Annotated in this window: 21 protein-coding genes; 10 read left to right on the top strand and 11 right to left on the bottom strand. The window is 63.2% G+C overall.

All coding sequences use genetic code 11. The annotated features are described in order from the left end of the window. Nucleotides 1–130 precede the first annotated feature (130 nt). Both aroA and DRF71_RS20910 read left to right on the top strand, forming a co-directional pair. Nucleotides 131–1,477, top strand: a complete 1,347-nt coding sequence (gene aroA, locus DRF71_RS20915) for a 3-phosphoshikimate 1-carboxyvinyltransferase (protein WP_112312726.1) — start codon at nt 131–133, stop codon at nt 1,475–1,477. A 107-nt stretch (nt 1,478–1,584) separates the two neighbouring features. Then, entirely contained in the window at nt 1,585–2,166 is a 582-nt protein-coding gene (locus DRF71_RS20910; RefSeq protein WP_157971215.1) for a hypothetical protein, read from the top strand. A 188-nt stretch (nt 2,167–2,354) separates the two neighbouring features. On the opposite strand, the gene DRF71_RS20905 is transcribed toward DRF71_RS20910, so the two are convergent. Continuing rightward, nucleotides 2,355–2,978 carry a GcrA family cell cycle regulator gene (locus tag DRF71_RS20905; protein ID WP_112312465.1) on the bottom strand — a complete coding sequence of 208 codons (624 nt, stop codon included), beginning with the start codon at nt 2,976–2,978 and terminating at the stop codon, nt 2,355–2,357. A 72-nt stretch (nt 2,979–3,050) separates the two neighbouring features. Further along, nucleotides 3,051–3,707, bottom strand: a complete 657-nt coding sequence (locus DRF71_RS20900) for a glutathione S-transferase family protein (protein WP_112312464.1) — start codon at nt 3,705–3,707, stop codon at nt 3,051–3,053. Between the two features lie 281 nt (nt 3,708–3,988). On the opposite strand from DRF71_RS20900, the gene DRF71_RS20895 reads away from it, so the two are divergent. Both DRF71_RS20895 and argF read left to right on the top strand, forming a co-directional pair. Further along, the gene (locus DRF71_RS20895) at nt 3,989–5,164 is read left to right on the top strand and encodes an aspartate aminotransferase family protein (RefSeq protein WP_112312463.1); all 1,176 of its coding nucleotides are present in this window, start codon (nt 3,989–3,991) and stop codon (nt 5,162–5,164) included. A 75-nt stretch (nt 5,165–5,239) separates the two neighbouring features. Continuing rightward, complete coding sequence (gene argF / locus DRF71_RS20890; protein ID WP_112312462.1) at nt 5,240–6,166, top strand: ornithine carbamoyltransferase; 927 nt, start codon at nt 5,240–5,242, stop codon at nt 6,164–6,166. Between the two features lie 45 nt (nt 6,167–6,211). Here the strand turns inward: argF and DRF71_RS20885 are convergent, their stop codons facing one another. The 7 genes from DRF71_RS20885 to DRF71_RS20855 all read right to left on the bottom strand — a co-directional run bounded on the left by DRF71_RS20885 (nt 6,212) and on the right by DRF71_RS20855 (nt 15,494). After that, complete coding sequence (locus DRF71_RS20885; protein ID WP_112312461.1) at nt 6,212–7,387, bottom strand: MFS transporter; 1,176 nt, start codon at nt 7,385–7,387, stop codon at nt 6,212–6,214. A gap of 76 nt (nt 7,388–7,463) precedes the next feature. Then, nucleotides 7,464–9,878 (bottom strand): ATP-dependent helicase HrpB, encoded by a 2,415-nt coding sequence (gene hrpB / locus DRF71_RS20880; RefSeq protein ID WP_112312460.1) that lies wholly within the window; start codon nt 9,876–9,878, stop codon nt 7,464–7,466. 69 nt (nt 9,879–9,947) lie between these two features. Continuing rightward, nucleotides 9,948–11,012, bottom strand: a complete 1,065-nt coding sequence (locus DRF71_RS20875; RefSeq protein WP_112312459.1) for a heme-dependent oxidative N-demethylase family protein — start codon at nt 11,010–11,012, stop codon at nt 9,948–9,950. 11 nt (nt 11,013–11,023) lie between these two features. Further along, nucleotides 11,024–11,986: a PDR/VanB family oxidoreductase gene (locus DRF71_RS20870; RefSeq protein WP_112312458.1), complete on the bottom strand. Its 963-nt coding sequence runs from the start codon at nt 11,984–11,986 to the stop codon at nt 11,024–11,026. After that, complete coding sequence (locus DRF71_RS20865) at nt 11,983–12,564, bottom strand: dimethylamine monooxygenase subunit DmmA family protein (protein ID WP_408634560.1); 582 nt, start codon at nt 12,562–12,564, stop codon at nt 11,983–11,985. Before DRF71_RS20865 ends, DRF71_RS20870 begins: the two co-directional genes overlap by 4 nt. Before the next feature lie 213 nt (nt 12,565–12,777). Further along, the gene (locus tag DRF71_RS20860; RefSeq protein ID WP_112312456.1) at nt 12,778–13,917 is read right to left on the bottom strand and encodes an aminomethyltransferase family protein; all 1,140 of its coding nucleotides are present in this window, start codon (nt 13,915–13,917) and stop codon (nt 12,778–12,780) included. A gap of 236 nt (nt 13,918–14,153) precedes the next feature. Further along, nucleotides 14,154–15,494: an ammonium transporter family protein gene (locus DRF71_RS20855; RefSeq protein ID WP_112312455.1), complete on the bottom strand. Its 1,341-nt coding sequence runs from the start codon at nt 15,492–15,494 to the stop codon at nt 14,154–14,156. A gap of 742 nt (nt 15,495–16,236) precedes the next feature. Here DRF71_RS20855 and DRF71_RS20850 point away from each other — a divergent pair. The 5 genes from DRF71_RS20850 (at nt 16,237) to DRF71_RS20830 (ending at nt 21,469) form a co-directional block, all read left to right on the top strand. Further along, nucleotides 16,237–17,130: a class II glutamine amidotransferase gene (locus tag DRF71_RS20850; RefSeq protein ID WP_112308692.1), complete on the top strand. Its 894-nt coding sequence runs from the start codon at nt 16,237–16,239 to the stop codon at nt 17,128–17,130. Nucleotide 17,131: 1 nt separating this feature from the next. Next, complete coding sequence (locus DRF71_RS20845) at nt 17,132–17,815, top strand: GltB/FmdC/FwdC-like GXGXG domain-containing protein (protein WP_112308691.1); 684 nt, start codon at nt 17,132–17,134, stop codon at nt 17,813–17,815. A gap of 10 nt (nt 17,816–17,825) precedes the next feature. Beyond that, entirely contained in the window at nt 17,826–19,163 is a 1,338-nt protein-coding gene (locus DRF71_RS20840) for an FMN-binding glutamate synthase family protein (RefSeq protein WP_112308690.1), read from the top strand. A gap of 102 nt (nt 19,164–19,265) precedes the next feature. Further along, the gene (gene glnT / locus DRF71_RS20835; protein WP_112308689.1) at nt 19,266–20,609 is read left to right on the top strand and encodes a type III glutamate--ammonia ligase; all 1,344 of its coding nucleotides are present in this window, start codon (nt 19,266–19,268) and stop codon (nt 20,607–20,609) included. A gap of 140 nt (nt 20,610–20,749) precedes the next feature. Further along, entirely contained in the window at nt 20,750–21,469 is a 720-nt protein-coding gene (locus DRF71_RS20830) for a FadR/GntR family transcriptional regulator (protein WP_112312725.1), read from the top strand. Here DRF71_RS20830 and DRF71_RS20825 read toward each other — a convergent pair. Continuing rightward, nucleotides 21,417–22,781, bottom strand: coding sequence for an ABC transporter substrate-binding protein (locus DRF71_RS20825; RefSeq protein ID WP_112312454.1), 1,365 nt, complete (start codon nt 22,779–22,781; stop codon nt 21,417–21,419). The genes DRF71_RS20830 and DRF71_RS20825 overlap by 53 nt on opposite strands. A 167-nt stretch (nt 22,782–22,948) precedes the next feature. Here DRF71_RS20825 and DRF71_RS20820 point away from each other — a divergent pair, with 167 nt between their 5' ends. Continuing rightward, nucleotides 22,949–24,292, top strand: coding sequence for an NAD(P)-binding domain-containing protein (locus tag DRF71_RS20820; protein WP_112312453.1), 1,344 nt, complete (start codon nt 22,949–22,951; stop codon nt 24,290–24,292). Between the two features lie 152 nt (nt 24,293–24,444). On the opposite strand, the gene glyA is transcribed toward DRF71_RS20820, so the two are convergent. Beyond that, nucleotides 24,445–25,743, bottom strand: coding sequence for a serine hydroxymethyltransferase (gene glyA / locus DRF71_RS20815; protein WP_112312452.1), 1,299 nt, complete (start codon nt 25,741–25,743; stop codon nt 24,445–24,447). Nucleotides 25,744–25,750 lie beyond the last annotated feature (7 nt).

Raw genomic sequence — 25,750 nt, 5'->3', positions numbered from 1 at the left:
GCATTTCCTCTTGATCTAAATACTCCCGCCGGAGGCTTCCCCGCTTTCCACCCTCCACACCGCTGCGATGCTGGACCGCCCCGTCTGCTTGCGCTATCAGGCGGGGGCATTTGCGGGACGGGAGAGCGACATGTCGGGCCATGGTGAAGCACAGGGGATGATTTCCGCCAAAAGCGGGCCGCTGAAAGGCGAGGCCGCCGTCCCGGGCGACAAGTCGATCTCGCATCGCTCGCTGATTTTCGGCGCGATGGCGGTGGGGGAGACGCGGATCTCCGGGCTTCTGGAAGGCCAGGACGTGATCGACACTGCGAAAGCAATGCGCGCCTTTGGCGCCACCGTGACCCGCCATGGCGAGGGTAACTGGTCGGTGAATGGCGTCGGCGTCGGTGGCTTTCAGGAGCCCGCCGATGTGATCGATTGTGGCAATTCCGGCACCGGTGTGCGGCTGATTATGGGGACGATGGCGACCACGCCGATATCGGCCACCTTCACCGGCGATGCGAGCCTGAGGAAACGTCCGATGGGGCGGGTCACGGACCCGCTTTCCCTTTTCGGAACCGAGGCTTACGGGCGCAAGGGCGGCCGCCTGCCGATGACCGTAGTGGGGGCTGCCGATCCGGTGCCGGTGCGCTACGCTTTGCCGGTTGCCTCGGCCCAGGTGAAATCGGCGGTGCTGCTGGCGGGGCTCAACGCGCCCGGCGAGACGGTGGTGATCGAGCGCGAGCCGACCCGCGACCATTCCGAGCGGATGCTGCTGGGCTTTGGCGCCGATCTTACGGTGGAAAAGACCGCCGAGGGTCATGTCATCACCCTCAAGGGCCGCCCCGAGCTGCGGCCGCAGACTGTTGCCGTGCCGCGCGACCCGTCCTCTGCCGCCTTCCCGGTCTGCGCTGCGCTGATCACCGAGGGGTCCGATATCCGTGTACCCGGCGTCAGCCAGAACCTCACCCGCAACGGGCTTTACATCACCCTTGTCGAGATGGGCGCCCTGATCGACTTCGAGAACCCGCGCGAAGAGGGCGGCGAGCCGGTCGCCGATCTGCGCGTCCGTTTCTCGCCCGACCTGAAGGGCATCGAGGTGCCCGAAGAACGCGCCCCCTCGATGATCGACGAATATCCGATCCTCTCGGTCGTCGCCTCTTTCGCCGAAGGCGTCACCATCATGCGCGGCGTCAAAGAGCTGCGGGTCAAGGAATCCGACCGGATCGACGCCATGGCACGCGGGCTGGAAGCCTGCGGCGTCAGGATCGAAGAGGATGAGGATACGCTGATCGTCCATGGCATGGGTGCGGGCGGCATACCCGGCGGCGCCACCTGCAAGACCCATCTCGATCACCGCATCGCGATGAGCTTCCTTGTCGCCGGCATGGCCGCGAAGCGCGAGATCACCGTCGATGACGGCTCGCCCATCGTGACCTCTTTCCCGATTTTCGAGACGCTGATGAATGGGCTGGGGGCTGCGATCCGTCGCGGCTGATCCTTGTACGGGCCAGGGGAAAGGGGGCGGAATTCCTGCCCCTCCCGGCGCTTTACTTCCCCTCCGGGCCCGGTCAGGCTGGAGGGAGATTGCCTCAGGATCACATGATGAAGACGTTCTTTGCTGCTTTGCTGGGCGTTACGAGCCTCGCTTTACCCGCCGCCTTTGCGCAGGACAGACCGGAGGAGGAGATCCCTGGCCTGCAGACCGATGGCGGCATCAGTTTCGCGATCGCGGGCACGGAATACCGTTATCACACGGTCAGCTACCTGTTCGATACGGTACGCGTCGGGTCTGCCTCGGTGCAGGAGGGCAGCGGCAGTTTCGGCAATATCCTGGGCATCAGCGCGCTCGGCAATCCCGATGGCAGCGGCAATTCCTTTCACCTGAGCATCGGCTATCGCGAGCATCCCGATGCCGGTGAAACCGGAGGTCTGTTCGATCCGCCGGTGCTGGTCTGGTATCCGGATGGCGATGAGCAACCCTTCTGGGCCAGCCTGACCTCGCCGGGTGATCTGCCGGAGATCACCTTTACCCGTTTTGAATTCGACGGTCAGTCCGGCTATGCCAGTGGCACCTTCCAGGGCCGGATCTGTCTGGTGGCGGGGATCGATTCGGAAGAGCCCGATCCGGCGAATTGCCAGCCGGTTTCGGGCAGTTTCGAGTCTGCGCTGCATAAGGCCTTCTGAGACCGGCAGGACTGAGACCGGCAGGATAGGGAACCGGCCTGGCGAGAAAAAGAAGACAGGCAAATGAAAACGCCGCCCGGAATGGGGCGGCGTTTGTTTTTACCCTTTTCTCAGCCTCAGCCTCAGCCTCAGCCTCAGCCTCAGCCTCAGCCTCAGCCTCAGCCTCAGCCTCAGCCTCAGCCTCAGCCTCAGCGGCGGCGGTCGCGGCGCGCGCTCATCGGCTGGAAGGCGACGCCGACATGGGCCTCGCAATAGGGTTTTCCGGGCAGCGAGGGCAGGCCGCAGAACCAGAAATCATCGGTCGCCGGGTCGCCGATCGGCCATTTGCAGGTGCGTTCGGTCAGTTCCATCAGGCTGAGCTTGCGGGCGCGCTTTTCCACCTCGCGCACCGAGGCCAGCGCCTCCGGGCTGATCTCGTTTTGCGAGGGCTGGGGCGGCAGCGGCTGACCGGCGGGCACAATGGCCTTGCGCAGGGGCAGCGGCGTCACATTAGACACCGGCGGCGCCGATTGCGCCGGGGCGGCGCTGCGCGGCGCGGCATGTACCGGCTCGTCGCGCAGCGGCGGCGCCGGCTGGGCAGGGGGCGCCTCGGCGACCGGCTCGGGGCGCGGTGGTGCAGCGGCTGCTGCCGGAGCCGGCGCGGCCTCTTCATCTTCCTTGCCGCCAACGCGGTTCGACAGGCCAAGCCGGTGCACCTTGCCGATCACCGCATTGCGGGTGACACCGCCAAGCTCTTTGGCAATCTGGCTGGCCGACTGACCCTCGCCCCACATGCGTTTGAGGGTTTCAACCCGCTCGTCCGTCCAGGACATATGCCTCTCCGCCTGTCTGATAACCGCTGCATAATAAGGGGAGGGGGCAGGGGGCCGCAAGGGGATAGCGAATCAAATCCCGTTGCGCGGTTCCGGCACCGGCAGCGGGGCAAGGCAGGCCCCGACATGTGGGCGCCGCGAGGTCCGGAGCCACCAGCCTGCAAGCGCCGGAAAGCGCATCAGCGCGGCTTCGCCCTCGCGGCTGCGGGTAAAGGCCAGCATCATCGGCGCAAGATGCAGATCGGCCAGCGTCAGCGGGCCGAAAAGCACCAGCCCCTCGCGGGCAATCGCCTCAAGCGCGGCGAGGACGGGCGCTGCTGCGACAAGGCCGGCGGCGCTGCGGGCAGGGTCCGGCGGCGCTCCCTCGGCCAGGGCAAAGACCCCGGCGCCGTAATGGTCGCGCAGCATCGGGCGAAACCCATGCGCATCCATGATCGCAATCACCTGCACCATCCGCGCCCGCGCCCGCGGCCCCCTTGGCTGCAGATCGCGGCCGGGAAAACCCTCGTCAATCCAGCGACAGATCGCCGCCGTCTCGTAAAGCGCGAAATCGCCCTGGCGCAGCACCGGCACCATGCCAAAGGGCGACAGCCCTGCAGCCTCTGGGGTCGCAAAGGGATCCGCCTCGACAAACCGCGCGCACACGCCCTTTTCTGCCAGGGTCAGCCGCACGATGGCCGTATACAGGCTGTGGCGCCAGCCGGTGAGGATCAGTTCGGGTTCGCTCATGGCATGAGCCTCGCATGACAGCGCAAGGCGGCAAAGCGGTTTGCAGACAAAACCGTTTACAGAGCCCCGCATTCACGCTAACAGGCGGCTATGACCATGAATGTGACCCAGTCTATCCATTCGCGACGCCGCTGAGGCGACGGTCCCGGCCTGCCCGCCGGTTATCAGGGCAATACCCCGCATCTGTCACCGGCCCGTCACCACGCAGGACTCAAATCCTCATGTTGACACCCCCATTGCCCCGGCTTTACGCCTTTGGCTTCCATTCCTGAGGGAAAACCATGATCACGCCCGTGCTTCCGACCTATAACCGCGCGCCCATCGCCTTTGTCAAAGGCCAGGGCAGCTGGCTGGAGGCGGCGGATGGCCGAAGGTATCTCGATCTCGGCGCCGGTATTGCGGTGAACGCGCTTGGCCATGCTGCGCCGGAACTGGTGGCGGCGCTGACCGAACAGGCCGGCAAGCTCTGGCATGTTTCGAATGTCTATACGATCCCGGAACAGGAACGGCTGGCCGCGCTGCTGGTCGACCGCAGCTTTGCCGATACGGTGTTCTTCACCAATTCCGGCACGGAAACGGCTGAACTCGCGATCAAGATGGCGCGGAAGTTCCATTACGAGAACGGCGAGCCCGAACGCACCGGCTTCATCGCTTTTGAGGGCGCCTTCCATGGCCGCTCCACCGGCGCCATCGCGCTGGCGGGGTCCGAGAAGATGGTCAAGGGCTATGGCCCCTTGATGCCCGGCTTCACCCAGCTGCCCTGGGGCGATATCGACGCCATCCGCGCCGCCATCACCGAACAGACCTGTGCCGTGATCGTCGAGCCGATCCAGGGCGAGGGCGGCATCCGCCCGCTGCCCGCTGCGCTATTGCAAGAGATCCGGGCGCTCTGCGATCAGACCGGCACGCTCCTGATCCTTGATGAGGTGCAATGCGGCATGGGTCGCACCGGCCGCCTCTTCGCGCATGAATGGAGTGGCGTCACGCCCGACATTGTGATGGTGGCGAAGGGCATCGGCGGCGGCTTCCCGCTCGGCGCGGTGCTTGCGACAGAACGCGCCGCGAAAGGCATGACCGCAGGAACCCATGGCTCCACCTATGGCGGTAACCCGCTGGCCTGTGCGGTCGGAGCAAAAGTCACCGGGATCGTCTCCGACCCCGCCTTCCTCGCCGAGGTTGCCCGCAAAGGCGCCTTGTTGCGCCAGGGCCTCGAATCCCTGATCGCCCGCCACACAGATATCTTCACCGAACTGCGCGGCGACGGCCTCATGCTCGGGTTGAAATGCGTGCCCGCACCGGGTGATGTGGTCAATGCTGGCTACAAGGCCGGCCTTCTGACCGTCGCGGCTGCCGACAATGTCCTGCGCCTGCTGCCGGCGCTCAACATCCCCGACGAAGATATTACCGAGGCCCTGAACCGCCTCGACCAGGTCGCTGAAAGCCTCAAGGCCGCCTGATTTCATCTGTCCTTAAATATCCCGGGGGTGCGGGGGCTGGCCCCCGCCGCCCGACCTGCCAAAAAGCGAACCGAAATGAAACATTTCCTCGATATCCACACCACTTCGACCGATGATCTCAGGGCGATGATGGACAAGGCCCATGCGATGAAGGCGGCCCGCCAGGACCGCCCCAGGGGCACCCCCGATGATGACCAGCCGCTGAAAGGCCGCATGGTCGCGCTGATCTTTGAAAAACCCTCGACCCGCACCCGCGTCTCTTTCGATGTTGGCGCCCGCCAGCTTGGCGCCGAGACCATGGTGCTCTCGGGCAAAGAGATGCAGCTTGGCCATGGCGAGACCATCGCCGACACCGCCAAAGTGCTGTCGCGCTATGTCGATCTGATTATGATTCGCACTTTCGAGGAGGATACGCTCCTTGAGATGGCGGAACATGCGACAGTGCCGGTGATCAACGGGCTGACAAACCGCAGCCATCCCTGCCAGATCATGGCCGATATCCAGACCTATGAGGAACATCGCGGCCCGATCCGTGGCCGTAAGGTGGTCTGGGCCGGCGACGGCAACAATGTCTGCGCAAGCTTCCTGCATGCGGCGGGGCAGTTCGGCTTTGATTTCACCTTTACCGGCCCCGAGACCCTGGACCCGGAATCGAAATGGCTCGATTTTGCGCGCTCGAAAGGATCAAAGGTCACCATCCAGCGCGACCCGTTCACCGCCGTCGAGGGCGCCGATCTGGTGGTCACCGATACCTGGGTCTCGATGCATGACCCGGAATCCGCGCGTGAGCGCCGGCATAACCAGCTGCGCCCCTATCAGGTCAATGAACAGCTGATGAGCCGCGCCAAACCGGATGCGCTCTTCATGCATTGCCTGCCGGCGCATCGGAATGACGAGGCAACCTCAGCCGTGATGGATGGCCCGCATTCGGTGATCTTTGACGAGGCCGAGAACCGCCTTCACGCGCAAAAGGCGGTGATGCGCTGGTGCCTCGGGGTCTGACCGGCCCCGGAGGCCCAGTGCAATGACCAGGGCTGGCTCTGACCTTCAGGCCACCTGACGATGATCGGCGCTGGCGGTTTTTCCGGCCAGCGCCGCCAGCAGAAAGACCATCACCGCAAGGCCGCCAAAGGTTGCGCGGTGGCCGAAATGCGTGGCCAGCCAGCCGATAGAGGCCGGCGCCATCAGAATGCCGGCATAGCCCACCATGGTCACCACCGAAAGCGCCGCTCCGGCGCGCTGACCGGGGTAGTTGCCGGCGGCCGAAAAGATCACCGGCACCAGATTGGCGCAGCCCAGACCCGACATCGCAAAGCCGATAATCGCGATCCAGGAGCCCGGCGCCGCCGCCGCCAGCGCAAGCCCGGTGCCCGCCACCAGTGCCGAGACAAAGAAGGTCCTGACCCCGCCGAAGACGTTCCGCACCTTGTCGCCCAGAAAGCGCATGATCGCCATGGTCGCGGCAAAGAAGGCATAGCCGAGGCCCGCAGTGAATTCATCCGCGCCAAAGGCCTCGCCGAGATAAAGCGCGCCCCAGTCCAGCACCGAGCCTTCGGGCACAAAGGCCATCAGCGCCATCAAGCCAAGGATCCAGATGCCGGGATCCTTCGGCAGGAAGCTCTCCTCGCCCTGCGCGACCTCTCCGGCTGCGGGTTGCGGCTCTGGGGGGGCGCCGCGCAGGAAAGGCATCGCCGCCAGGACCAGTGTGGCAATCGCCGCCGCCGCCACCAGCGCCTGGGTCTCACCCGAGGTTTTCACGATGATCCAGGCCCCAAGCGTGCCGGCGAGAAAGCCGCCAAGGCTCCAGAACCCGTGCAGCGAGGACATGACCGCGCGGCCAAGCTGGCGTTCGATCTCGACCGCGTTGGAATTGGCCATCACATCGAGAAAGCCCATCATCAGGCCAAAGATCACCATGGCCAGCGCCAGCAGCGGCAGCGAGGGCGCGAAGATCACCAGCGGCAGCACCGGAATCTGCGCCAAAGCCGCCAGCCTGAGCAACGGCAGCGTGCCATATTTCGGTATCGCCTTGCCGGCGATCAGCATCGCCAGCATCGCGCCAACGCCAAGCCCCAGGATCAACAGCCCCAGAATGGTCTTGTCGATCCCGTGTTTGGGCAGCAAAAGCGGGATCTGCGGCGCCCAGGCGCCCACCAGCATGCCTCCGGCCGCAAACATAGTGGCCAGCGCCCAGCGGGCGCGGTTTGCTTCTGTCCGGGTCATGGCTGGCCTCACCTCTGTTGGCGCCGGCATCCCTATCCTGGGCCGCGAGCGGCGGGAAGGGGGCATCCTCCGGTGCCTAGCCGCGCGGCCTGGCCCTGAGTGTCGGCTCCGCCTCGCGCGGGTCCTCGGGCCAGGGATGTTTCGGATATTGCCCGCGCATGTCCTTCCTGACATCGGCGTAAGACGAGGCCCAGAAACCCGGCAGATCCAGTGTCACCTGCACGGGGCGGCGGGCCGGCGACAAAAGCGTGATCCGGAGCGGCAGCCGGTTCTGACCGACGCGCGGATGGGTGGTGACGCCGAACATCTCCTGCAGCCGCACCTCGATCGCGGGATGGTCGCCGTCATAGTCTATCGGCACCTCACGCCCCAAAGGCGTGGTGAAATGAGCGGGCGCGAGGCGGTTCACCTCGGCCATGCGGTCCCAGCCGATATGGGCTTTCAGCGGCTCGATCAGGTCCAGCATCTTCAGGTCCTGAAGGCTGCGGGCGCGGGTCATATGCGGCAGCAGCCAGTCTTCCGCCAAGGTCAGCAGCGCCTCGTCACTGACTTCGGGCCAGTCCTCGCCCCGGGTAAGCCGGATGCGGGCGCGCAGTCGTGCCGCCCCTGGCGACCAGAAGAGGCCGTTTTCGCGTAGCCCCTCCAGCGCCGCGCGGGCCAGCGCCTCGGGCGGCGCGTCGGTCCAGGGGCGCTCGGCCAGCACCAGCGCGCCGAACCGCTCGCGCCGCAGCGCCTGGACGCGGTTCTCACGGCTGTTCCAGATCACCTCATCCGACCAGATGATGCTTGCTCCATGCACGGCGCGAAGCTCGTCCTCGCTGAGGGGAAGGCCAAGGCGCAGCGTGGCCTCGCGCAGATCGCCGTCAAGGTCGGTCGCGATGATCAGCCGTTCCTTTGCCAGCGCGGTGCCGGCCCCGATCACCGCGCCTTTGCCATTGGCCAGAAGATAGCGCGGCGCATCGCCCTTGCGCCTGAGCCCGATACGGTCAGGCCAGGCCAGAGAAGCCCATTGCGCGATGCTGAGCCCGCGCTCTGTGCCCTTCGGCACCGCGCGGGCGAGGCGACGCGCCTCCTGGCGGATGCGCTCGATCACTGCGCGATTGGCACTTTCCGGCGGGCGTTCAAGCGCTTTCAGCCGCAGGTTCAGATCCGGCCCGGCACCGCGCATCGGGTCGCGTTCTTCGGCCAGCGCGGCAAGGGGGGCGGCTTCGGGCCCGGCGATCACCAGCATATGACCAAGGCGCGGATGGACGGGCAGGCGCGACAGCTGCCGCCCGTGATCGGTGATCGAGCCCGCGCGGTCCAGCGCGCCAAGTGCGGTCAGCAATTCGCGCGCCTCGCGTAGCGTGCCGGGATGCGGCGGCGTCAGGAAGGGGAGATCCTCTGACCCCCATTCCGCCAGCTCAAGCGCCAGCGCGGTCAGGTCGGCCGAGGCGATTTCCGGCGGCGGAAAAGCGGCCAGACCGCCTTCCTCGCCCTTGCTCCAGAGCCGGTAGCAGACCCCGGCGGCCACCCTTCCGGCGCGGCCACGGCGCTGCTCGGCCTCGGCCCGCGTCACGCGCTCGGTCACCAGTCGCGACAGGCCCGAGGCGGGGTCGAACCTGGCCCGGCGCGCGCGGCCGCCATCGACCACCACGCGGATATCCGGCAGCGTCAGCGAGGTTTCCGCGATCGAGGTCGCCAGCACCACGCGCCTGAGCCCCGGAACCGGCGCCAGCGCCGCGCGCTGCGCCTGGAAATCCATCGCGCCGAAAAGCGGGCGGAGCGCGATGCCGGCAAGATCTTGCAGCCGTGCCTCGACCCGGCGGATCTCGCTTTCGCCGGGCAGGAAGGCCAGCAGCCCACCTTCGGCCGTTTCTTCCAGAGCCTGCCGGATCAGCCCGGCCATGGCGGCGTCAAAACGCAACGCGGCATCGACGGGGCGGGGCAGCCAGCGGGTCTCGACGGGAAAGGCGCGGCCCTCGGCGGTGATCATCGGCGCGTCCCCCATCAGGCTCGCGACCGGGCCCGCGTCAAGCGTGGCCGACATCACCAGCAGCGCGAGATCGGGGCGCAGCGCGGCCCGCACCTCAAGCGCCAGCGCAAGGCCCAGATCGGCATGGAGCGAGCGCTCGTGAAACTCGTCGAAGATGATGCAGGAAATGCCGGCCAGTTCAGGATCGGACTGGATCATGCGGGTCAGGATGCCCTCGGTCACCACCTCGATCCGGGTCCGGGCGGAGGTCTTCGCCTCCCCCCGGATGCGGTAACCGACGCGGTCTCCGACCGCCTCGTCCAGGGTTTCCGCCATACGCTCGGCGCTGGCACGGGCGGCGAGGCGGCGCGGCTCCAGCATCAGGATGCGGCCGGGGTAAAGGCCCGATGCCATCAGGTCGAGTGGCACCAGCGTGGTCTTGCCCGCCCCAGGTGGCGCCTGCAACACGGCGCGACCGGCGCGGGCAAGGGCTGCGCGCAGCTCAGGCAGAATCTCGGTGACGGGCAGGCGTTCCATCCCTGCTATATGGCAAGGCGCGCGCAGATAGACCAGCGCCGCCCGGATGAGGGGCGGCGCGGAGCGGGATCAGTCTTCGGGCCACCAGCCGGGCGAGGTGGGTGCGCCATCATCGAATTTCGACAGATAATCGAGGATCATCGGCTTGTTGCGGATGAAGCCCTTATAGGTCGCCAGTTCATCCGGCACCGTTTTGATCACCCGGTGGAAGCGCCGCGCCCATTTCGGCCTGGTCACCAGATCGTCCATGCTGATCAGATAGCAGCGGATCGGAAAGCAGATCGCGTTCGAGCGCGGCAGCCGGATCAGGGTTTGCAGCTCGACCCGCAGATGCTGGCGTTTGCCGATGTTTTCCGGCGTCAGCGTGGTCTTGGTCGGACCCCATTTGTGGTAATTCTCGGGGCTGGTATCCAGCAGCGGATCGACCGTCATCGTCCAGTTGAAGCGCCTGACCGGCGCGCCATGCTGCAAAGCCAGCAGGAATTTCAGCGCGCGGTCAAAGATCCCCATCTGATGCGCCAGCGGCACCGGCGCATGCCATTCGTGGAAATTCATCCCGATGTCGAAATCAAGGCTCCAGTCGGCCTGGGAGGTCACCATCCCCGCCTCGATCCAGAGATTGTCCTCGCGCTGGTCCTGCAGGGTGAAATCGCCCTGGGCCTGGCGGGTGATATATTCGAACGGCCCCATCGGCAGGGTGGATTCGTCGAGGAAGGTGAATTTCTGGTCAATCCCCAGCGGCCGGTTGATCCAGTGCCAGCGATTGCTGTCTTTGGTCAGCGCGAACCACTGGGGGTATTCTTCCGCGAATTTCTCCATGATCAGCTCAAGAAGATCCCAGCCCGCAAGCGTCATATGCGGCAAGGACTGGCAGCGCAGCGGGTCTTGCTCCAGCACCCGGGCGCGGTCGCGCATCTCCGAGACGTAATGTTCATCCACGTCGAAGTAATGTTCAAAGATCGAGCCGGGCCGGCCCTTCACATGCGGCTCCATATTCACCGAATACATGTAATCGTCTTCGGGGAAGGGGAAGGGAAAGCGGTTCACCGCATGGGGCGAATTCTTATAGCTGAAATCGCCGAAAAAGCTCTCATCGCGGAAGAACGGGTCTTTGAACGCGTCATCAAGGCTCATCGCATCCTCCTTCAGAGTTCGATCACCAGACGCTCGCCTTTGAAACGCGAGACGCAGGGCATGATATGGGTTTTCGCGGCTTTTTGCTCGTCAGAAAGCCAGTGGTCATAATGCAGGATCTCGCCGTCAGAGGCGGTGACCCTGCATTCGCATTGCCCGCAGGCACCGCCCCGGCAGAGATAGGGGGCATCGACGCCGGCGGCTTCCAGCGCCTCCAGCATGGACTGGGTCGGCCCGACCTCGACGGTGATTTTCGAGCGCGAGAGTTCGACTTTGAACGCCTCGCCCACCGGCGGCGCAAGGAATTCCTCGGAATGGAGCGCGCCTTTCGGCCAGCCCATCGCTTTCGCGGTCGAGAGCACCCAGTTGATCATCCCCTTCGGTCCACAAACATAAAGATGCGTGCCAAGGGGCTGTATTTTCAACAGGTTGGCGAGGTCGATCGCCTGTTTTTCCAGGTCATAATAGGCATGAACCCGCTCCCCATGGCGGGCGGAGAGCTCTTTCATATAGGCGCCGAGCTCGCGGTCGCGCATGGCGTAATGCAGCTCGAACCGATGGCCAAGGCTGTCAAGCTGCGCCATCTGCGCGATGAAGGGGGTGATGCCGATGCCGCCCGCGATCATCAGGTGCTTCTTTGCCCTGAGATCCAGGCCGAAAAGGTTCACCGGCTGCGAGATCACCATCTTCATGCCCGGCTTCACACCGTTATGCATGAACAGCGAACCGCCGCGCCCGGTATCGTCGCGGCGCACGGAAATCTCATAGCCCGACGTATCCGCCGGATCCGACATCAGCGAATAGGCGTTCAGGCGGCGGGTGCCATTGTCATCCATTTCGACAACCGTATGGGCGCCGCCGGAAAATCCGGGCATCAGCCCGCCATCCTCGCGCACGAAACGGAAGCGTTTGATCAGGCTGTTGACCGCGACCACCTCGGTCACGATCACAGTCAGTCTTGTCTGGCCGCTCATTTGAAACGCTCCTCGGAAGGGGGCACTTCGCCGGGGTCCTCGGCGTCGATACAGACGCCCTGGAAGGCGGCGAGGCGGCGCGAGTAATGGTCGCGCACGAAGAGGTTCAGCCCGCAATGCGAACAGACGAACGGGTCGAGCGTGACGTTTTCCGTGATGCCCTTGCAATGGACGCATTGCACGCGCCGCGCCTTTGATCCGCGCTGTTCGGTCGTCAGCGCATCATGGGGCAGGCCGGCCGCAATAGCGTCGCGCTGCACCTGGCCGATCAGCCCCTCGGTGCCGGCCACATAAAGCTGTAACCCCATATGCGCATCGCCCAGCACCTTGCGGATGCGCTGCGAGGCCGATGCATAACTGGGGGCCGGATGGAAGACACGCGCGCCAAGCCCTTCGAGAAGGGCGGTCAGATCGGTGCCATTCGCACCGGGAATATAGACGATATGCGCCAGCGGTTTCATATCGGGGGCTGCATTCAGCAGCGCCGCCACCGCGTCGCCGCCTTCGCCATCGGCCACAATGAAATGGGACGAGCCCTGCTTTGGCGTGAGCGTGCCATAGAGCGGGCGGGATTTCATAACTTCGTCTGCTTGCGTTTGCGACATTCTTCTTCTTTCGCTCTGGCATGACAGAACCGCAAAGCGGGGCTGTCGGCTTCGTCGGCCTCCCACACCCCAAAGCCTCTGACGGGCCTTCCTCCCTGGGGGATGATGTGTCTCCCCGCCAGGGGACCCGGCGGGGAGAGGGATCGACAGACAGGTCTGTCCGTATCAGGGATCAGCCCCCGGCGGTCAGCCCTTGGCGGTGCGGCGCTTTTTCTCGATGTCGTAGAAGGGCATCGAGTGGCTGACAGCCGCGATCTCGCCATGGGTGGCGCAATTCACCACCAGTTTGGTGTCATTATTCGCGCAGTCAACCGGCAGGCGGGCAATCGCCACGGTGTGGTTGTTCAGGGGCGAATGCATCGCCTGGGTGACAACACCGACCTGCTTGCCGCCTTTGAAGACCGGCGCGCCATTCCCCGGCACATTGGTGCCTTCAAGCTTGAGGCCCCAGATCCTGAAGCGCTCTTTCCCTTTCAGGCGGTAATGCTCATCCGCACCGCGGAAGCCCTGTTTGCCGGGCGAGACGGTGAAATCGAGCCCCAGCTCCCACAGCGTATCGCCGCCGGGCTGATCGTCGAACGGATACATCTCGCTGTTGTCATAGGGGAAGAACAGCAGGTAGCTCTCGGTGCGCAGCAGGTCGAGCGTGGTGAAGCGGCATGGGATGATCCCTTGCTCGCCGCCCTCGGCGAGGATCTTGTCCCAGATCATCGGCGCATCCTGGCCGCGCACGAACAGCTCATAGCCGCGCTCGCCCGTGTAGCCGGTGCGCGAAATCATCGCGGGCTTGCCGAAAAGCGAGGTCTGCATATGGCTGAAATAGGCCAGATCGCGGATGCCCGGCACATGCTTGGCCAGGAAATCCACCGCCAGCGGGCCTTGCAGCGACAGGTCATGCAGGTTGTCGTCAAAGCGCACATGCACATCGCGGCCCTGGGCATACATGGTCAGCTGCTCGTGCCCGGCGCCGGCACCATGGACCACCATGAACGCATTCGGCCCGGTGCGGTAGATCACGCAGTCATCGACGAATTTGCCGCCATCTGACAGCATACAGGCATAGACCGAGCGGCCCGGCATCAGCTTTTCCACATTGCGCGTGGTGGCGCGCTCGATCACATGGCTGGCGGCGGGGCCGACCAGATGCACTTTTTTCAGGCCCGAGACATCCATCAGCCCGGCCCTGGTGCGGATCGCCATATATTCAGCGGTCGGATCGCCCGACGTATAAGACCAGGCTGTGCCCATGCCGCTCCAGTCTTCCAGCTCCGAGCCAAGGGCGCGGTGGCGGTCGCCCAGTGCAGAGAATCTCCAGGAATTGGTCATGATTCCTCCCGTCGTTTTTTGATGAATGTTGCGACTCACTCTGAAAGGTCGGGATCAGAAAATCAACATTCATGTTAAAAAAGGTTTCCTGACAGGGAATATATATCTGTCATTCACCCATTGCAGAACAGGTCTTGCGCAACTGCCCCCGTTTTGTGCAGCCGCCAGACCCGGCATGGCAAAGCCGGCGGGGTTGCGCCCGCCGGCCTGCTGGTCACCCGGGCCTCTGCCCGTGTTTACTTGCCGCTATCAAGCCCCCAGCGGAGCTTGTCGAGACCCTCGGCCTGCTCCTCTTCCGGCACTCTGAGCCCGGTCGTGGCTTTCAGCACCACCGACAGGATCAGCCCGGTGATCACACCGACGCCAAGGCAAAGCGCAAAACCGGCCAGCTGCATCAACAGACTGATTTCGCCATGCTGATAGGCATAGGGTCCCTCAGTGATGCCCCAATAGCCGCCGCGCGGGGTGCCGGCCTTGAAGAGGCCGATCATCACGAGGCCATAGAAACCGGCCCCGATGAAAAGCGGGAAGAGCTTGTGCTCGTCGATCTGGCGCTTCGAGGTGAAGTCATAGACCAGCCAGCAAAACAGCGGTGCGCCAAGGGCGACGAAGAACATCTGCCAGGGCAGCCAGACGTCGAAGCCGGGCGCACCCGCGACATAACCGCCAAGCGGTCCGAACAGCAGATAGATGTAATTCTTCGTCTTGTAGGAAATCGCCGCACCGGTGATGGCGCCACCGGCCCAGGCCAGGGCATAATTGTTGAACGCGATCCCCAGCGAAGTATCGGCCATGGTGACCGAAATCGCACGGGCTTCGGGGTCGACGAAGAACAGACACGAGAGAATCACCATCGGCAGGCCCGAGAAGATGGTGATCAGGCCGGTCGCCGCCAGACCGATCGAGGGGGCCTGGTAGGAGGGCACTTTGGGGTGCGGTGCGAACATGCCGGGGCGTTTCCCGAGCTGCGGCACCAGCACCATCGCGATGCCCGTGGGGAAGATATAGACGAAGCCGATCCCGAAGAAGTCATGGAAGCCGGCATTGGTCAGCGGCCCGACCGAGCCCCAGACCGCCCAGCTGAGGATCGAGGACACCACCGTCGCCACCACGCAGGTGATGTAAAAGGCCGAGGCCTTCATCCGCTCGGACACCGCGAAATGCAGCAGAACGTTCACGATCCCCGCGAAAGTGGCGAGGAAGAAGATGAAGATCTGGAAAGTGTTCAGCCCGGGGAAGACCGCCGGATCGACATTTTGCGCATGGGCATTCGACAGCGCGCCAAAGAACCACCAGTCCCTCAGCGAATCCATCATCGTGGCGCCGCCCATGATGTAGTATTGCCCGGCCCAAAAGCCGAAGCCGACCGCGAAATAGGTCGCGAATCCAATGAAAAACCCCACCATTTTCTCGATGGTGGAGTTGTAGAGGTTTGCACTTCGCGTGGTGCCGGCGTCGATCATCAAAAGCCCGGCGACAACCATCAGCGCCCCCACAGTGCCAGACGCATAGACGAGGTTCTGGACAAGCTGGTTGAGGGTCACCTGTTCCGCAAAGAACGTGGCAGTTCCTTCCATATACGCACTCCCTGTTGTGGGTCCGGCACCTCTCATGGGGCCGGTTTCTGGTCTTTCCGGCAAAAGCCGGTCGTTCCGGTCTTTGGGCCGGCCAGTATTGTCTGGCCGGATCGTCTGGCCGGTTTTGCGGTGTTCCGTCTGCAGCCAGGCTGCGTTCCGGAAGCGCCGGATAAATCGCCCGCCTTCCGTTCCCGTGCCGCCAGAGTTCCGGGTCGCTTTTCTGCCGGGATGGGTGAACTTCCCCGCAAGAGAAAAGCGCCTGCCGTGAAACGGGCCGTCACAAAGAACCAGATGGCAGACCACTTGCCGCGCCAGATCATACCGGTTGTCGATCTGGTCTGGTGTGCAGGGCTACATTGCGAGCAAGCGCGGTGAAAATCAACTATTCAGGAAAAAACTATTCCCCTCAGGGAAGGAACGTCAGGCAGGTTTCTCGCTAACCCCATGGCAAAGGCTGAAAACTTCCTTTTGTTTCCGGTCCTGTCGGGCGGCATTTCTGCCCAAATGCCAGGCAATCCATGGTCTGCGGTCTGCATTTTCAGGGGGTTTTCCCGACAGATCAGCCCGCATCAGGCCACTGATGCGGGGAACCAGATGGGGCAAAAGGCTGAACCGCAACGCTGAACCGGGAATCGCTGCCCGAGCGTAAAAATATTCCCCTTATTCAATTTTATTTCTTGTGTGTTTGTTTGAGAGGTTGTTAGGATTGCATTGCGCCAGAGCAATATTAGGAGCCGTTGCCATGTGTGGCATTGTTGGACTTTTTCTGAAGGACCGTTCGCTTGAGCCTGAACTTGGGCGTTTGCTGACGGATATGCTGATCACGATGACGGATCGCGGTCCTGATTCAGCGGGGATCGCGGTTTACGGGGATGATACGGGTCTTGTGAAGCTGACGGTTCAGTCTGCTTTTGCGGAACGGGATTTCGCGACATTGGCCGAGGATCTTGGCGGCGCGATTGGCGGGCCGGTGTCGCTTTCGCGCAAGGATACGCATGCGATCCTGTCGCTTCCTTCGGACAAATCGGCGGCGGCGCGGGCTGCGCTGACGGGTTTGCGCCCGGATCTGCGGGTGATGAGCGCCGGCGATTCCATCGAGATCTACAAAGAGACCGGGCTGCCGAAAGACGTGGCGGCGCGGTTCGGGGTTTCCCAGATGTCGGGCCGTCACGGCATCGGCCATACGCGGATGGCGACCGAATCGGCGGTCACCACGATGGGGGCGCATCCGTTCTCGACGGGGATGGATCAGTGCCTTGTCCATAACGGCTCGCTCTCGAACCATAACAGCCTGCGCCGCGAGCTGATCCGCGAGGGGATGACCTTCGAGACGCAAAACGACACCGAAGTGGCCGCCGCCTGGCTGTCGCACAAGCTCGCCCAGGGGGTTGAGCTGGGCGATGCGCTGCGCGCCGGTCTTGATGTGCTTGATGGCTTCTACACTTTCGTCGTCGGCACCAAGGACGGTTTCGGCGTGGTGCGCGACCCGATCGCCTGCAAGCCGGCCGTGATGGCCGAGACCGACCAATATGTCGCTTTCGGCTCGGAATACCGCGCGCTGGTCAATCTTCCGGGGATCGAGGACGCCCGCGTCTGGGAACCCGAACCCGCAACCGTCTATTTCTGGAAGCACTGATATGCAGACGATTGACCTTGCAACCACCACCTTGCGCGACCTGAACGCGACCTTGCAGGCCACCAAAGGCCAGACCAATGCCACCGCCTGGGAGATCGTGAACCCGAAGGGCAGCCACGCGCTGGCCGTCGGGCTTGATGCGCCGATCGAGGTCACCGTGAAGGGCTCGACCGGCTATTACACCGCCGGCATGAACAAGCAGGCGACGGTGACGGTGAAGGGCTCGGCGGGGCCTGGTGTCGCCGAGAATATGATGTCCGGCACCGTCATCATCGAGGGCGATGCCAGCCAATATGCGGGTGCGACCGGCAATGGCGGGCTGCTGGTGATCAAGGGGAATGCCAGCTCGCGCTGCGGCATTTCGATGAAGGGCATCAATATCGTCGTGCATGGCAATATCGGCCATATGTCTGCTTTCATGGCACAATCGGGGAACCTCGTGGTGCTGGGCGATGCCGGTGACGCGCTTGGCGACAGCCTTTACGAGGCGCGGCTTTTCGTGCGCGGATCGGTCAAATCGCTCGGCGCCGACTGCATCGAGAAAGAGATGCGCCCCGAGCATATCGCGATCCTCCAGGACCTGTTGGCCCAGGCCGGGGCGGATGCAAAGCCGGAAGAGTTCAAACGCTACGGCTCGGCCCGCAAGCTCTATAATTTCAACATCGACAATGCGTCGGCTTACTGAGGGATCGGCCATGAAAGACGAACAGAAGACGATCCCGCAAACCGTGCCGCGCCAGTCCTGGACCTATAGCCAGGAGATCAATTCCGAGATCCGCCGCGCGGCCGCGACCGGCATCTATGACATCCGCGGCGGTGGCGCCAAGCGCAAGCTGCCGCATTTCGACGACCTCTTGTTCCTCGGCGCCTCGATCTCGCGCTATCCGCTGGAAGGCTACCGCGAGCGCTGCGAGACCAAGGTTGTCCTCGGCACCCGTTTCGCCAAAAAGCCGATCACGCTGGACATCCCCGTAACCATCGCGGGGATGAGCTTTGGGGCGCTGTCGGGCGCCGCCAAAGAGGCTCTGGGGCGCGGCGCGACGCTGTCGGGCACCTCGACCACCACCGGCGATGGCGGCATGACGCCCGAGGAACGCGGGCATTCCAAAACCCTCGTCTACCAGTATCTGCCGTCCCGCTACGGCATGAACCCCGATGACCTGCGCCGTGCCGATGCGATTGAGCTTGTGGTCGGCCAGGGCGCGAAGCCCGGCGGCGGCGGCATGCTTCTGGGCCAGAAGATCTCGGACCGGGTTGCCAAAATGCGCAATCTTCCCAAAGGGATCGACCAGCGCTCGGCCTGCCGTCACCCCGACTGGACCGGCCCTGACGACCTTGAGATCAAGATCCTCGAGATCCGTGAGATCACCGGCTGGGAGAAGCCGATCTATATCAAGATCGGCGGCGCACGGCCCTATTACGACACCACGCTGGCGGTCAAGGCGGGCGCCGATGTGGTGGTGATCGACGGTATGCAGGGCGGCACGGCGGCAACGCAGGACGTGTTCATCGAACATGTCGGCCAGCCGACGCTGGCGGCGCTGCCCCAGGCGGTCAAGGCGCTGCAGGATATGGGCATGCATCGCAAGGTGCAGCTGATCGTCTCGGGCGGTATCCGCACCGGCGCCGATGTGGCCAAGGCGCTGGCGCTTGGCGCCGATGCGGTCGCGGTCGGCACCGCCGCGCTGATCGCTCTGGGCGATAATGACCCGCATTGGGAGGCGGAATACCAAAAGCTCGGCACCACCGCCGGCGCCTATGATGACTGGCATGAGGGCAAGGACCCGGCCGGTATCACCACCCAGGACCCCGAGCTGCAAAAGCGCCTCGACCCGGTTCAGGCGGGGCGGCGGCTCGCGAATTACCTCAAGGTGATGACGCTGGAGGCCCAGACCATCGCCCGCGCCTGCGGCAAGAACCATGTCCACAACCTCGAACCCGAGGATCTCTGTGCCCTGACGGTAGAGGCCGCCGCCATGGCCGGCGTGCCGCTGGCGGGGACCAGCTGGATCCCGGGACGCGGCGGGTACTGATATTCTGGCAAGCCGGTCCCTCGGGGCCGGCTTTCCCTTTCGCAACATCAGCCAGCCCCTCGACGGGTCAGCTGCCATCAAAACAACAGGGAATCCCACAAAATGGCCTTGGACAAAGGGCAAAGCGCAAAGCCGCAAACCGGAGCCGAGCTGAAGGCATATGCCGAAGCCAATGGCATCCGCTACTTTATGATCTCCTTCACCGATCTCCTGGGCTATCAGCGCGCCAAGCTGGCCCCCACCGCCGCCATTGTTGATATGTGCAAGGATGGCGCCGGTTTCGCGGGCTTTGCGACCTGGCTCGACGTGACGCCGGCGCATCCCGATATGCTGGCCGTCCCCGACCCCTCGACCGTGATCCAGCTGCCCTGGAACCCCGAGGTCGCCTGGGTTGCCTCGAACCCGGTCATGTCAGAAAAACCCCTCGACCAGGCGCCGAGGAATGTCTTGCGCAAACTGGTCGATGAGGCCGCAGAGATGGGCCTGCGCGTCAAAACCGGGGTGGAGCCGGAATTCTTCCTGCTGAACCCCGACGGGTCTGCCGTCGCCGACGAATTCGATGATGCGACCAAGCCCTGCTATGATCAGAACGCCCTTCTGCGCCGCTATGACCTGATCAAAGAGATCGCCGATGCGATGCTCGATCTCGGCTGGGAGCCCTATCAGAACGACCACGAAGACGCGAATGGCCAGTTCGAGATGAACTGGAAATACGACGACGTGCTGGCCACCGCCGACAAACACGCCTTCTTCAAGTTCATGACCCGCGTCCTGGCCGAGAAATACGGGCTGCGCGCCACCTTCATGCCCAAGCCCCTGATGGGCAAGACCGGCAATGGCTGCCATGCCCATATCTCGGTCTGGACCATGGACGGAAAGTCGAACGCGTTTTCCGATGATTCCAAGGAGTTGGGCCTCTCAGATCAGGGCCGTGCCTTCCTCGGCGGCATTATGAAACACGCCTCGGCGCTGGCGCTGATCTGCAACCCGACAGTCAATTCCTACAAACGCATCAACGCGCCCCGCACCTCCTCGGGCGCCACCTGGGCCCCGAATTCGGTGACCTGGACCGGCAATAACCGCACCCATATGGTCCGCGTCCCAGGCCCGGGCCGGTTTGAACTCCGCCTCCCCGATGGCGCCGCAAACCCCTATCTCATGCAGGCCGTCATCCTCGCCGCAGGCCTCGACGGCATCCGCACCAATGCAGACCCCGGCCCGCGCTCCGACATCAACTTCTACACCGAAGGCCACCTCGTCAAAGACGCCCCCAAACTGCCCCTAAACCTCCTCGACGCCATCCGCGCTTTCGATGCCGATACAGGCCTCAAAGCAGCCCTAGGCGAAGAATTCTCAGCCGCATTCATCAAAATGAAAACACAGGAATGGAACGAATATTGCGGACATTTCACACAATGGGAAAAACAAAATACCCTCGATATCTGAGGTTATGGGATCCCCTGGCGGGCCGGACCTGAGCCGGTTCGTTGGACCTGCGCGCCCTGACGGGCGCGCTTTTTTCATTCGGTTGCACCCGCGCGGCGCTTCTGATGATATCCGGGCCAGCAGGAACAGGAGAGGCGCGGATGCGCAGGCCGGAACAGGTGACAGTGCTCTTTGCCGATCAGTCGCTTGGCGCGACCGTCCGGATCGTGGCCGAGACGCTGCTGGCGCGGATCACCTCGCAGGAATATGCGGTGGATGAGCGGCTGCCCTCCGAGCGCACTCTTGCGGGTGAGTTGGGCGTTGCGCGCAACACCGTGCGCGAGGCGCTGGATGTTTTGGAAAATCAGGGTGTTATCCGGAGGCGGGCGGGGTCGGGCAGCTTTGTCACCGGGCTGTCGCGCCATGAGGATATCGACGTGGGCGATGTGGCGGCCGAGACCAGCCCGCTCGATTTGCAGGTGATGCGCGGCATTCTTGAGCCCGAGATGATCCGCCTCGCCATCATCGCCATGTCGCCGCGCGAGATCGAGACCCTGGGGGAGGTGCTCTCTGCCATGGAGGCGGTGACCACCGATGCCAGTGAATTCGCCCGGCTTGAGGATGAATTCCACCGCCAGATCGCGCGCGGCACCGGCAATCCGCTGATCGCGGCCTGCTATGATCTGGTGATCGCGGCCCGCCATCAGGCCTTTCGCGCCGCATTGAACCGCCGTTTCCTGACGCCCAAACGCATCCAGGACTGCCAGCGCTATTACAACACGCTTTTCAACACGCTGACCGCGCGCGACATCGAAAGTGCGGTTGAATTCACCAAGCTTTTACTGATCGAGGAGCAGAAGCTTCTGATGCAGGAAGACTAGGCTCTGCCGAGGCAGCGCTGTCCAGCGTGGTGTCGCGGATCGGCAGCGGATCCTTGCCCTGGCGCTGATACCACATCTGGCCAAGCGCCTCCATTTCCTGCCGCAGCCGCGCACCATGCTCGCTCAGCCAGGCCGGGATCGAGCCGAAACCGACAATCCGCGCCTGGCCGCCGGTGATCCGCACCACCGGCCAGTCACCTGCCAGCAGATTGTCATTGCCGTAGAAATCGCTTCCGAGCCAGCGCGCATGGCCGAAAGCGTGTTCCCCCCGGCCACCATGTTTCATCGCCGCCAGCACCGAGACCGGCGCCACCGTGCCCGCCTTTTGCACCGCCATATGCCACAGATCCAGCGTCGCGGCATATTCCCAGGAGACCGAGCCCCAGGAACCGGGAAAGCGCCGCTCATATTCGGTATGGAATTGCATCGGGCGGTTGAAGAAAAAGCTTTTGTCCTGCAGCGCCGGGTCGTCGAAATCGGGGAACTGGAAGAGAAAGCCCTCCATGAAAGCGGCCGAGGTTTTCCCGATCAGCTCGCGGTAGCCATCGGCGGTGCAGGAGAGGATCTGGCCGGTAAATCCCTGGCGGAAAGCAGCCTCGGTCAGCGCATGGACCATTGGCGTATGGCTGGTGCACCAGCACAGGATCTGCGGATCGCTCGCCAGCATGGCGGCCACGATTTCCTCTGCATCGCCGCCGGTATTGGGGTAGCGGATCTCTTTGGTGATCTGAAATTCCCCGGCGCCGAAAGCCGCGCGATAGGTGGCCAGCGAGGGCAGGCCAAGCTCATCCATCTGGCTGCACAAAGCCACCCGTTTCAGATCGGGATGGGTCGAGGCCAGCCAGCCGACGGCGGTGACGTTGAACAGGGGATGGGTCTCGCTTGGCGCGATCAGATAGGGGGTGTCGGGGGACAGGTCGCTGGGGAGGAGCGTTGAGGTCAGGATCTTGCGCTCGGTCAGCCAGGGCCGCAGCCGGCGCAGCGAGTCGCCGCCCAGCATCATCAGGAACCGCACATTGCCGTCCTGGACCAGGCGACGCGCGCCGGTCAGGGCGCGGTCCGGATCATAGCCGCAATCCTCTGCCATGATCTCGACCTGGTGGCGCCGGCCACCGATCATCATCCCGCCAGATGCATTGATCTGATCGGCCCAGATCTGGCAGCCATAAAGCCCCGGCAACCCCCAGGATCGCACCTGACCGCTGAGCGGCGCCAGAAAACCGATAGGAATCCGCTGGCCGCCCTCGGTCTCAAGCCGCCGCACCAGCCCCCCGACCGCCAGACGCTGCGCCAGACTGACCGTGCCCGTCATCCCCTGCCCCCTGTTTCAGCGCCAGACCACCCGGAGGGCGGCGATTCCGACAGGAATCTCTTTCCCAGCATGAAGATTTGTTGACATGCTGGCAATCCTGTCGCGTAATTGGTGCAGTCAATAAAGAACCAATCCGCAAACTGGTTCAGACCAACGGGAGCAATCGCATGAGTAAGAGAATCGCCGTCATCGGAGCGGGCCCCTCGGGGCTTGCGCAGCTGCGCGCCTTTCAGTCCGCAGAAGCCAAAGGCGCTGAAATCCCCGAGATTGTCTGCTTTGAAAAGCAGTCCGACTGGGGTGGGCTGTGGAACTATTCCTGGCGTACTGGTCTGGACCAGTATGGCGAACCGGTTCATGGCTCGATGTACCGCTATCTCTGGTCGAATGGCCCGAAAGAGGGGCTTGAATTTGCTGACTATTCCTTTGAAGAGCATTTTGGCAAGCAGATTGCCTCATACCCGCCGCGTGCGGTGTTGCTCGACTATATCGAAGGGCGTGTAAAAAAGGCAGGTGTCCGCAAATGGATCCGTTTTGAAAACGTGGTCCGGCTGGTGGACTGGGATGAGAAGGCGAAGAAATTCACCGTCACTGTCCAGGATCTGCCGAAAGATCACTGCTATTCCGAAGAATTCGACCATGTGATCGTTGCCTCCGGCCATTTCTCGACCCCGAACGTGCCGGAATTCCCGGGATTCGAGCGTTTCAACGGCCGCATCGTTCATGCCCATGACTTCCGCGATGCCCGCGAATTCACCGGCAAGGATGTGCTGCTGGTCGGAACCTCCTATTCGTCTGAGGATATCGGTTCGCAATGCTGGAAATACGGTGCGAAATCGGTGACCAACACTTATCGCAAGGCGCCGATGGGCTTCAAATGGCCGGATAATTGGGAAGAAAAGCCCAATATGCAGAAAGTTGAAGGCAATATCGTAACCTTTGGCGACGGCACCACCAAGAAGATCGACGCGATCATTCTGTGTACCGGCTACAAGCACCACTTTCCCTTCCTGCCCGATGGACTGCGGCTGAGAACGGCGAACCGGCTGGCGACCAATGACCTTTATAAGGGCGTGGCCTATGTCCACAATCCGGCGCTCTTCTATATCGGTATGCAGGATCAATGGTTTACCTTCAACATGTTCGACGCCCAGGCCTGGTGGGCCCGCGACGTGATCATGGGGCGGATCGCGCTGCCGGAGTCGAAAGAGGTGATGCTGGCCGATGTGGCTGACCGCGTTGCGCGCGAGGATGCCGGCGCTGATGCGCATGATGCGATCCAGTATCAGGGTGACTATGTTAAGGAACTGATCGAAGAGACCGACTATCCGAGCTTCGACGTCGATGGCGCCTGTGAGATCTTCTTCGAATGGAAGGATCACAAAAAGCAGGACATCATGGGCTTCCGCAACAATTCCTACAAATCGGTGATCACCGGCACCATGGCGCCGAAACATCACACGCCCTGGAAGGATGCGCTGGACGATACGATGGAAAGCTATCTGCAGAACTGACCGGTCCGCTCTGGCGCAAAAAGAGAGGTTCCGATCAGAAGGGGCGCCGGTACGATCCGGCGCCCCTGTCTTTTGCATAATGTTGGAAATACGAAAAATATCGGCATAATTTGCGGAATTTTTCGACGAGAATGTTCGATAAGTGAAAGCGTTCAGAGCGTTTGGTATAGCGGGAATCGGTCACAGAGTGCCTTGACCTCTGCTTTGACCTTCGCCTCGACGGAGGCGTTTCCGTCCTCGCCATTGGCGGCCAGGCCGTCGACCACCTCGGTGATCCAGCGGGCGATCTGACGGAATTCGGCCTCGCCAAAGCCGCGCGTGGTTCCGGCCGGCGCGCCGAGGCGGATACCGGAGGTCACAAACGGCTTCTCCGGATCGAACGGCACGCCATTCTTGTTGCAGGTGATATGCGCGCGACCCAGAGCCGCCTCGGCCGCCTTGCCGGTCACCTTTTTCGGGCGCAGATCGGCGAGGCAGAGATGGTTGTCGGTGCCGCCCGAGACGATGTCGATGCCGCCCTTCATCAGCTCATCCGCCATCGCGGCCGCATTGGTTTTCACCTGGGCGGCATAGGCCTTGAATTCGGGGCGCAGCGCCTCGCCAAAGGCCACGGCCTTGGCCGCGATCACATGCATCAGCGGGCCGCCCTGCAGGCCGGGGAAGACCGCAGAATTGATTTTCTTAGCGATATCTTCATCATTTGTGAGCACCATCCCCCCACGCGGGCCGCGCAGGCTCTTGTGGGTCGTGGTGGTCACCACATGGGCATGGGGCAGGGGCGAGGCATGCACGCCGCCGGCCACAAGGCCCGCGATATGCGCCATATCAACATGGAGGTAAGCGCCGGCCTCATCAGCAATCGCCCGGAAGGCGGCCCAGTCCCATTCACGGCTATAGGCGGTGCCACCCGCCAGGATCAGCTTCGGCTTATGCTCGAGGGCAAGTTTGCGCACCTCGTCCATATCGAGGCGCTGATCCTGCTGGCGCACCCCGTAAGAGACCACGTTGAACCACTTGCCGGACATATTGACCGGCGAGCCATGGGTCAGGTGGCCGCCCGAATTCAGGTCGAGCCCCATGAAAGTATCGCCCGGCTTCAGCAGCGCAAGGAAGACGGCCTGGTTCATCTGGCTGCCGGAATTCGGCTGCACATTGGCGAATTTGCAGTCGAAAAGCTCTTTGGCGCGCTCGATCGCAAGCGTCTCGGCAATGTCGACAAACTGGCAGCCGCCGTAATAGCGCTTGCCCGGATAGCCCTCGGCATATTTGTTCGTCAGAACCGAGCCCTGAGCCTCCAGCACCGCGAGCGAGACGATGTTCTCGGACGCGATCAGCTCGATCTCATCGCGCTGACGGCTAAGCTCGGACCGAGCCGCGCCGAAAAGATCGGGGTCGCGAGAGGAAAGAGATTCGGTGAAAAAGCCGGAGCTTTGAAAGCGGGTATCGGGCATATCTGGC

Origin of the sequence: Pseudogemmobacter bohemicus (assembly GCF_003290025.1) — a bacterium.
Classification (GTDB): domain Bacteria; phylum Pseudomonadota; class Alphaproteobacteria; order Rhodobacterales; family Rhodobacteraceae; genus Pseudogemmobacter; species Pseudogemmobacter bohemicus.
Note: the sequence above shows the minus strand (reverse complement) of the source record. Positions and strands in the feature narration are given on the sequence as shown.